Source organism: Burkholderia sp. LMG 13014, from assembly GCF_905232215.1.
In the GTDB taxonomy this organism is placed as follows: domain Bacteria; phylum Pseudomonadota; class Gammaproteobacteria; order Burkholderiales; family Burkholderiaceae; genus Burkholderia.
On record NZ_CAJNKE010000271.1, the window covers coordinates 1 to 7,751 of the forward strand.

Genomic DNA, 7,751 nt, shown 5'->3' on the forward strand with positions numbered 1-7,751 from the left:
AGCGGCGCGCTTGGCGCGATGTCCGGCGCGAGTATAATTCCGGCTTCTTTCCCGTTCCGGGCGTCGCCGGCCCCGTTGCTGTCCGGGCTGCCGCCGTCGATCCCGCGTCGAATCATTCATGCGCCCCAGGCGTTCGAGTTACCGTTTATGACCCGTCCTGTCCGTACCCGCTTCGCGCCGAGTCCCACCGGCTTCATCCACCTCGGCAACATCCGCTCCGCACTCTATCCGTGGGCGTTCGCCCGCAAGATGAAGGGCACGTTCGTGCTGCGCATCGAGGATACCGACGTCGAGCGCTCGTCGCAGGAAGCGGTCGACGCGATCCTCGAAGGGATGCAATGGCTCGGCCTGGATTTCGACGAAGGCCCGATCTACCAGATGCAGCGGATGGACCGCTACCGCGAGGTGCTCGCGCAGATGCTGGAGAAGGGCCTCGCGTACCCGTGCTACATGTCGGCCGAGGAACTCGACGCGCTGCGCGAACGCCAGCGCGAGGCCGGCCTGAAGCCGCGCTACGACGGCACGTGGCGTCCGGAGCCCGGCAAGGTGCTGCCGGAGCCGCCGGCCGGCGTGAAGCCGGTGCTGCGCTTCCGCAATCCGCTGACCGGCACGGTCGTGTGGGACGACGCCGTGAAGGGGCGTGTCGAGATCTCGAACGAGGAACTCGACGACCTCGTGATCGCGCGCCCGGACGGCACGCCGATCTACAACTTCTGCGTGGTGGTGGACGACATGGACATGGGCATCACGCACGTGATCCGTGGCGACGACCACGTGAACAACACGCCGCGCCAGATCAACATCCTGAATGCGCTCGGCGGCGAGGCGCCCGTCTATGCGCACCTGCCGACCGTGCTGAACGAGCAGGGCGAGAAGATGAGCAAGCGGCATGGCGCGATGAGCGTGATGGCGTACCGCGACGCGGGCTTCCTGCCTGAAGCCGTCGTCAACTATCTTGCGCGCCTCGGCTGGTCGCACGGCGATGCCGAGATCTTCTCGCGCGAGCAGTTCGTCGAATGGTTCGATCTCGAGCATCTCGGCAAGTCGCCCGCGCAGTACGACCACAGCAAGCTGAGCTGGCTGAACGCGCATTACATCAAGGAAGCGGATAACGCGCGCCTCGCCGCGCTGGCGAAGCCGTTCCTCGACGCACTCGGCATCGACGATGCGGCGATCGCGACGGGCCCTGCGCTCGAAGAGGTGGTCGGGCTGATGAAGGATCGCGCAACGACGGTCAAGGAGATCGCGGAAGGCGCTGCGATGTTCTACCGTGTGCCGGCACCGGAAGCCGAGGCGCTTGCGCAGCACGTGACCGATGCGGTGCGTCCGGCGCTGGCCGATCTCGCCGCTGCGTTGAAGGCGGCCGACTGGACGAAGGAAGCGGTGTCCGCCGCGCTGAAGGCGACGCTCGGCACGCACAAGCTGAAGATGCCGCAACTCGCGATGCCGGTGCGCCTGCTGGTGGCGGGTACGACGCACACGCCGTCGATCGATGCGGTGCTCGTGCTGTTCGGTCGCGACGTCGTGGTGTCGCGCATCGAGGCTGCACTGGCCTGAGATTCGAGGGCGAGCGAGGCTGTCCGTGCGTGACATTGCGGCAGCTTCGCAAAAAATTTCGCTCGAATCGCAAAAAGGGTATTTACAAGTTCAAAGTAGCTCCATATAATCTCATTTCTGTTCTGCAAGGGGGTATAGCTCAGCTGGGAGAGCGCTTGCATGGCATGCAAGAGGTCAGCGGTTCGATCCCGCTTACCTCCACCACCAGAACAGCAGGATTGATTTGCGAAGCAGCAGTGGTAGTAATAAATGCTTCACAAAATGATTCAAAGCAGTTAGAATTTCGGCCTTCGCTGTTGATTGAAAAGTGAATAGCGAAAGTCAGACAGATCTGAAAAGATTATGTCCCCTTCGTCTAGAGGCCTAGGACATCACCCTTTCACGGTGAGTACAGGGGTTCGAATCCCCTAGGGGACGCCAGATTCAGCGGCGTTTCATGGAAGTGTCGCAACACAGGCAGGAACGTAACCGACGTCCTGCAGGTGAGGGTAAGAAAGCTGGAGCGGTAGTTCAGTCGGTTAGAATACCGGCCTGTCACGCCGGGGGTCGCGGGTTCGAGTCCCGTCCGCTCCGCCAGAACGAAGCCCGTTCAAGACGTTTTTGAGCGGGCTTTTGTATTAAAGATGTAAGCAGTACGTTGTCCCCTTCGTCTAGAGGCCTAGGACATCACCCTTTCACGGTGAGTACAGGGGTTCGAATCCCCTAGGGGACGCCAGATTCAGCGGCGTTTCGTAGAAGTGTCGCAACACAGGCAGGAACGTGACGGTGTCCTGCAGGTGGGAGTAAGAAAGCTGGAGCGGTAGTTCAGTTGGTTAGAATACCGGCCTGTCACGCCGGGGGTCGCGGGTTCGAGCCCCGTCCGCTCCGCCAGAACGAAGCCCGTTCAAAGAACGTTATTTGAACGGGCTTTTGCATTAAAGATGTAAGCAGTACGTTGTCCCCTTCGTCTAGAGGCCTAGGACATCACCCTTTCACGGTGAGTACAGGGGTTCGAATCCCCTAGGGGACGCCAGATTTCGGCGTCGTTCGAACAAACGATGCGCCGGCAGGAAGTAACCGACGCCTGCCAGGCAAGTAGCAAGACTGGAGCGGTAGTTCAGTCGGTTAGAATACCGGCCTGTCACGCCGGGGGTCGCGGGTTCGAGTCCCGTCCGCTCCGCCAAAAAATGAAGAAGCCCGCCTTGTGCGGGCTTTTTCATTTGCATTTCCGGTTGCGCCGCGCGGGCGGGCGCGTAACGTCCGGTCATCCGGCGTCGAGCCGCTACGAGAAATCCGCGATTGCATCCGCACGCGACTGCGCTATCGTGGCGGGATGCGTTCTTGACCCCTGCGCGATGCTCGATCCGACCGACCTGCGACTCCTGTATCAGCTCCGGCCCGCGGAGGCTGGCGATTTTCCGTTTGCCGAAGCGCTGACGCACGGCAACATGGGCGGCTATTACAAGCGCCATGGGCTCGTGTGGCGCAGCGACCTGTTCTACGCGAGCTGGCGCGAATCCGAGAACTTCATCCTCGAGGCCGACGGCGAGCGCATCGGCGTGCTGCGCGTGACCGAGGAGGGCGACTCGCTGCACATCCGCGACGTACAGATCGCGGCCGGCCATCGCGGGCAGGGCGCCGGCACCTACATGCTCGACATGTCGCACCGCTGGGCGCGGGCGCGCGGGCTGCACGAACTGCAACTGCGCGTGTTCGTCGACAATCCTGCCGCGCGTCTCTACTTGCGCATGGGCTATCAGGTTGCCGGGTCGCGGCTCGCGCAACTGGGCTCGATCCGTCACATGGTGCGGCCGGTCTGACGGTCAACGACCCGGAGCGCGGCGTTCAGCCGGCCGCGCCGATCGCGTCGTCGTCCGGGGTTTCGTCGTCCGCGAGGCGGCCTTCCGGGCCGCGGTGCTCGTAGCCGCGCAGCATGAACGCGCGCGGGCTTTCACCGAAGGCACGCCGGAACATCGCCGAAAAGGCACTCTGGCTCTGGTAGCCGAGTTCGCGCGCGATATGCGACAGCGGGCGCCCCTGGTTCAGCAGCGGAATGGCCCGTGCCAGCAGCGCCTGCTGACGCCACTGCGAAAAGCTCACGCCCAGTTCCTGCTTGAAGAGCCGCGAAATCGTGCGCGTGCTCGCGCCGACCTCGCTTGCCCAGTGTTCGAGCGATTCCGCGTGCGCCGGGTGCGCGAGTACCGATTCGCACAGCGTGCGCAGTCGTTTTTCGTCGGGCATCGGCACGGCGAGCGGCAGCGGTTCGGCGTGGCTCAGCTCGTCGAGCACGAGCCCGCACAGCAGGCGCTCGCGCGCGGTGCTCAGGTCACGCGCGCCGAGTGCGACGATCAGCTCGCGCAGGAGGCCCGTCACTTCGACGACGCGGCATGCGTCGAGCCCGTCCGGCACGAGCGACTCGTCGATATACAGCGTGCGCAAATACGCCTCTTCGACGATCACGACCTCGTGCGTTACGTGCGGCGGTACCCAGATCGCGCGGGACGGCGGCACCATCCATGTCGTGCCGGTGGTCGCGACGCGCAGCACGCCGCGCGACGCGTATGCGAGCTGCGCCCACGCATGCGTGTGCAGCGGGATGCGGCGTCCGGCGTCGACCTGCCGTGCGCGCACGCGCATCGGATGGACGGCGGTCGGCGCGAATTCGGGCGGAATGTCGATGACGTACGGGTTCGATACGTCGGCTTGGACGGGCGGATTCATGGACGATTCGGGCAGCGCGGCGGCGATGCCGTTATTGTAGAAGGCGCCGCGAAAGCGCATGCGGCGGTTTGTCGGGCGATCATGCCGCGTTCAAATGAACTTTGTATGGGGCCCGGCGATTTCGGGACGGCCCGGAGCCAGGCGCGCTTGAGGGCTCGAACCATCTGGCCGGTATCGCGGTCTATCGATGCGTGGGCGATTCCGCACGAATCGCGCTCGAACACGGCAACATACGAATCGAAGAGGAGAACCACGATGCGTTACGTATTCGTCTACGGCACCTTGAGAAACGGGGAGGCCAACGACATCGGCCACGCGGCCGCCAGGCACGGGATTGCCGCGCCGACGCTGCTCGGCGCCGCCGCGCTGCCGGGCGAACTGTACGATTTCGGTACCTATCCGGGGATGATCGCCGGGGCGGCCGGCAAGTCGCTCGTCTGGGGCGATGTCTACGAGGTCGACGACCAGCTCGTTCCGGTGCTCGACGAGATCGAGCGCGTGTATCCGGGCGTCGACTCGCTGTTCAAGCCGGAAGACGTGACCGTCGAACTCGGCGGCCGGCAGTACGCCTGCCTGTATTATCCGGTCGCCGCGCACGCGATAGCCGGGCGTCCGCGCATTGCGTCGGGCGACTGGGTTCAGCACCGGCGCGAGCGGGAAGCCGTCTGACCGGTTGCGTGGCAGCCGGTCCTGCCACAAAAAGAAAAAGCGCCCCGTGGGGCGCTTTTTTGATGCCGTCATCGCATGCGACCGGCGCCGACGCAGGGCCGGTCCCGATCGCAGCGGGCAGCTACGTCAGATTTCCTCGTACAGCGGCAGCGTCAGGAATTCGGTGAAGCCTTCCGACGTCGACATCTGCTCGAAGATCGCCGCGGCGCGCTCGTACGGCTGCGTGTTGCCGCCGACCGACCGCTTCACGTTGTCGAGCTCGGCCTTCGCGTACTCGCGCACGAGTTCGGCCGTGACCTTGCGGCCGTCGTCGAGCACGCCCTTCGGCGAGCGGATCCATTGCCACACCTGCGAACGGGAAATCTCGGCCGTGGCCGCATCTTCCATCAGGTTGTGGATCGGCACGCAGCCGTTGCCGTCGAGCCATGCGCCGAGGTAGTGGATGCCGACGTTGATGTTGTTGCGCAGGCCGGCCTCGGTGATCGGCGCTTCCGGCTGGAAGTCGAGCAGGTTCTTGCCTTCGACCTGCACGTCGTCGCGCTGCTTCGCGATCTGGTTCGGCTGGTCGCCGAGCACCTTGACGAACTCTTCCATCGCGATCGGCACGAGGCCCGGGTGCGCGACCCAGCCCCCGTCGTAGCCGTCGGTCGCGTCGCGCTGCTTGTCCGAGCGCACGCCGCCCATCGCCTTGTCGTTCGCTTCCGGATCGTTCTTGATCGGGATCAGCGCGCTCATCCCGCCGATCGCCGGCGCGTTGCGCTTGTGGCAGGTCTTCAGCAGCAGCAGCGCGTACGCACGCATGAACGGCACCGTCATCGTGATCTTCGAACGCTCGGCGAGGCAGAAGTCGCGGTCGTTCTTGAACTTCTTGATCGCCGAGAAGATGTAGTCCCAGCGGCCGGCGTTCAGGCCCGAGCTGTGTTCGCGCAGTTCGTACAGGATCTCGTCCATCTCGAACGCGGCGAGGATCGTCTCGATCAGCACCGTCGCGCGGATCGTGCCGCGCGGCACGCCGACGCCTTCCTGCGCGGCGACGAAGATGTCGTTCCACAGGCGTGCCTCGAGATGGCTTTCCATCTTCGGCAGGTAGAAGTACGGGCCCGAGCCGCGCGCGAGCAGTTCCTTCGCGTTATGGAACAGGAACAGCGCGAAATCGAAGATGCCGCCGGACACGCGCCGGCCGTCGACCGTCACGTGCTTCTCGTCGAGGTGCCAGCCGCGCGGGCGCACGATCAGCGTCGCGACCTTGTCGTTCAGCTGGTACGACTTGCCGTTCTGCTCGAGCGAGATCGTGCGGCGCACCGCGTCCTTCAGGTTGATCTGGCCGTCGATCTGGTTCGTCCAGCTCGGCGCGTTCGAATCCTCGAAGTCCGTCATGTACGAATCGGCGCCCGAGTTCAGCGCGTTGATGATCATCTTGCGCTCGACGGGGCCCGTGATTTCCACGCGGCGGCATTGCAGGTCGGCCGGCAGCGGCGCGACCTTCCAGTCGCCTTCGCGGATTGCCTTGGTCTCGGCCAGGAAGTCGGGGCGTTCGCCCGCGTCGAGGCGTTTCGTGCGCTCGACGCGCGCCTGCAGCAGCGCCTGGCGGCGCGGTTCGAACGTGCGGTGCAGCGCCGCGACGAGTGCGAGCGCTTCAGGCGTCAGGATTGCTTCGTAACCCGGCTTGATTTCGCCGGTGATCGCCATGCCTTGCGGCAGCGTGATCGGGGTGCTCATGAGTCTCATCTCCTTGGTCGGTCAGTTGCGGTTTCGGTGAAGGGGGAAGGCGGCAGCGCTGCGAACGTCATGCACCCGGGCCGGGGCGCGTGCGGTTTGCGGATCTGCCGGACGGAGCCGGGGTGGCGAGGAAGGCGAGCAGGTCGGCCATGCCGGTGCCTGTGCCGTCGGGCGGCGCGCCGAGTTCCTCGGCGGGCGCGCCCGTTCGGTTGAGCCAGAACGTCGTGTAGCCGAACCAGACGGCGCCGGCGACGTCCCATGCGTTCGACGACACGAACACGATGCCGCGCCGGTTCGGTCCGAACGCGTCGGTGCCGAGTGCGTAGGCGGCCGGGCTCGGCTTGTACGCGCGCACGGTGTCGGCCGACAGCACGCGATCGAACAGCCCGGACATGCCGGCGCTCTTGATCGCGATGTCGAGCATCTGCGGCGTGCCGTTCGACAGGATCCCGAGCGGCGGGCGCGGGTCGAGCGCGCGCAGCTTGCGCAGCGCGGGCACCGTATCGGGATAGGTGGACAGGCATGCGTATTCGTCCATCAGCCGCTTCTCGGCCGCGCTGTTCAGCGTGAGCCCGAGCCGGCGCGCGGCGAACCGCAGCGCATCGAGCGTGATGTCCCGGAACGGGCGATAGCGCGCGCCAGCCGGATCGGCGAGCGTGCGCAACTGCGAGTATTCGATTTGCTTGCGTCGCCACAGCTGCGACAACCGTTCCCCGTGACCGGGAAACATCTGCTCCGCCGCGGCCAGGACGGCGCGCACGTCGAACAACGTGCCGAATGCGTCGAAGAGGATTGCGTCGGGAGAGGAGAGTGTCGTTGTGGCCGACATAGCCTTGCGCTCCAGTTTCAGAGGTCAGGTGAATTCTATTCGTGATCGTATGTGCTAAAAAAGACGCTAAACATCACTTGATCTTTTACTTTCATCTACCTAATCTTGAGCGGTTTAAGCTATTTGAAGGGCGGCACCGCCGCCCCTGCGCGTCATGGACCGGTTCAAGCAGATCGAAACGTTCGCCGCGGTCGCGGCAAAGGGCAGCCTGTCGGCGGCCGCGCACGCGGAAGGCGTCGCCCCGGCGATCATCGGCCGCCGCCTCGATGCGCTCGAG

Annotated in this window: 7 protein-coding genes and 7 tRNA genes; 11 read left to right on the plus strand and 3 right to left on the minus strand. The window is 64.8% G+C overall.

Features of this window, described 5'->3' with window-relative positions:
• Positions 1 to 147 precede the first annotated feature (147 nt).
• The 9 genes from gltX (at position 148) to JYJ84_RS22750 (ending at position 3,356) form a co-directional block, all read left to right on the plus strand.
• On the plus strand, positions 148 to 1,557 hold the full coding sequence (gene gltX / locus JYJ84_RS22710) for a glutamate--tRNA ligase (RefSeq protein WP_175222629.1): 1,410 nt from the start codon (positions 148 to 150) through the stop codon (positions 1,555 to 1,557).
• A 128-nt stretch (positions 1,558 to 1,685) separates the two neighbouring features.
• Positions 1,686 to 1,761 (plus strand) — tRNA-Ala (locus JYJ84_RS22715).
• 140 nt (positions 1,762 to 1,901) lie between these two features.
• Positions 1,902 to 1,977 (plus strand) — tRNA-Glu (locus tag JYJ84_RS22720).
• Between the two features lie 79 nt (positions 1,978 to 2,056).
• Positions 2,057 to 2,133 (plus strand) — tRNA-Asp (locus tag JYJ84_RS22725).
• Between the two features lie 63 nt (positions 2,134 to 2,196).
• Positions 2,197 to 2,272: transfer RNA gene (locus JYJ84_RS22730), tRNA-Glu, on the plus strand.
• A gap of 78 nt (positions 2,273 to 2,350) precedes the next feature.
• A tRNA-Asp gene (locus tag JYJ84_RS22735) sits at positions 2,351 to 2,427 on the plus strand.
• 66 nt (positions 2,428 to 2,493) lie between these two features.
• Positions 2,494 to 2,569: transfer RNA gene (locus JYJ84_RS22740), tRNA-Glu, on the plus strand.
• A gap of 73 nt (positions 2,570 to 2,642) precedes the next feature.
• Positions 2,643 to 2,719 (plus strand) — tRNA-Asp (locus JYJ84_RS22745).
• 172 nt (positions 2,720 to 2,891) lie between these two features.
• Positions 2,892 to 3,356 (plus strand): GNAT family N-acetyltransferase, encoded by a 465-nt coding sequence (locus JYJ84_RS22750; protein ID WP_027787064.1) that lies wholly within the window; start codon positions 2,892 to 2,894, stop codon positions 3,354 to 3,356.
• Between the two features lie 25 nt (positions 3,357 to 3,381).
• Here JYJ84_RS22750 and JYJ84_RS22755 read toward each other — a convergent pair whose 3' ends face one another.
• Positions 3,382 to 4,257 carry a helix-turn-helix domain-containing protein gene (locus tag JYJ84_RS22755; RefSeq protein WP_122946710.1) on the minus strand — a complete coding sequence of 292 codons (876 nt, stop codon included), beginning with the start codon at positions 4,255 to 4,257 and terminating at the stop codon, positions 3,382 to 3,384.
• Positions 4,258 to 4,512: 255 nt separating this feature from the next.
• Here JYJ84_RS22755 and JYJ84_RS22760 point away from each other — a divergent pair, with 255 nt between their 5' ends.
• Complete coding sequence (locus tag JYJ84_RS22760; protein ID WP_122945725.1) at positions 4,513 to 4,926, plus strand: gamma-glutamylcyclotransferase; 414 nt, start codon at positions 4,513 to 4,515, stop codon at positions 4,924 to 4,926.
• A gap of 126 nt (positions 4,927 to 5,052) precedes the next feature.
• On the opposite strand, the gene aceB is transcribed toward JYJ84_RS22760, so the two are convergent.
• Together aceB and JYJ84_RS22770 are read right to left on the minus strand one after the other, a co-directional pair.
• Positions 5,053 to 6,645 (minus strand): malate synthase A, encoded by a 1,593-nt coding sequence (gene aceB / locus JYJ84_RS22765; protein WP_175223616.1) that lies wholly within the window; start codon positions 6,643 to 6,645, stop codon positions 5,053 to 5,055.
• 67 nt (positions 6,646 to 6,712) lie between these two features.
• Positions 6,713 to 7,474 (minus strand): haloacid dehalogenase type II, encoded by a 762-nt coding sequence (locus JYJ84_RS22770; RefSeq protein ID WP_122945724.1) that lies wholly within the window; start codon positions 7,472 to 7,474, stop codon positions 6,713 to 6,715.
• A 154-nt stretch (positions 7,475 to 7,628) separates the two neighbouring features.
• Here JYJ84_RS22770 and JYJ84_RS22775 point away from each other — a divergent pair.
• Positions 7,629 to 7,751: LysR family transcriptional regulator (locus JYJ84_RS22775; protein WP_205189494.1), on the plus strand; the 123-nt coding region annotated here is incomplete at its 3' end.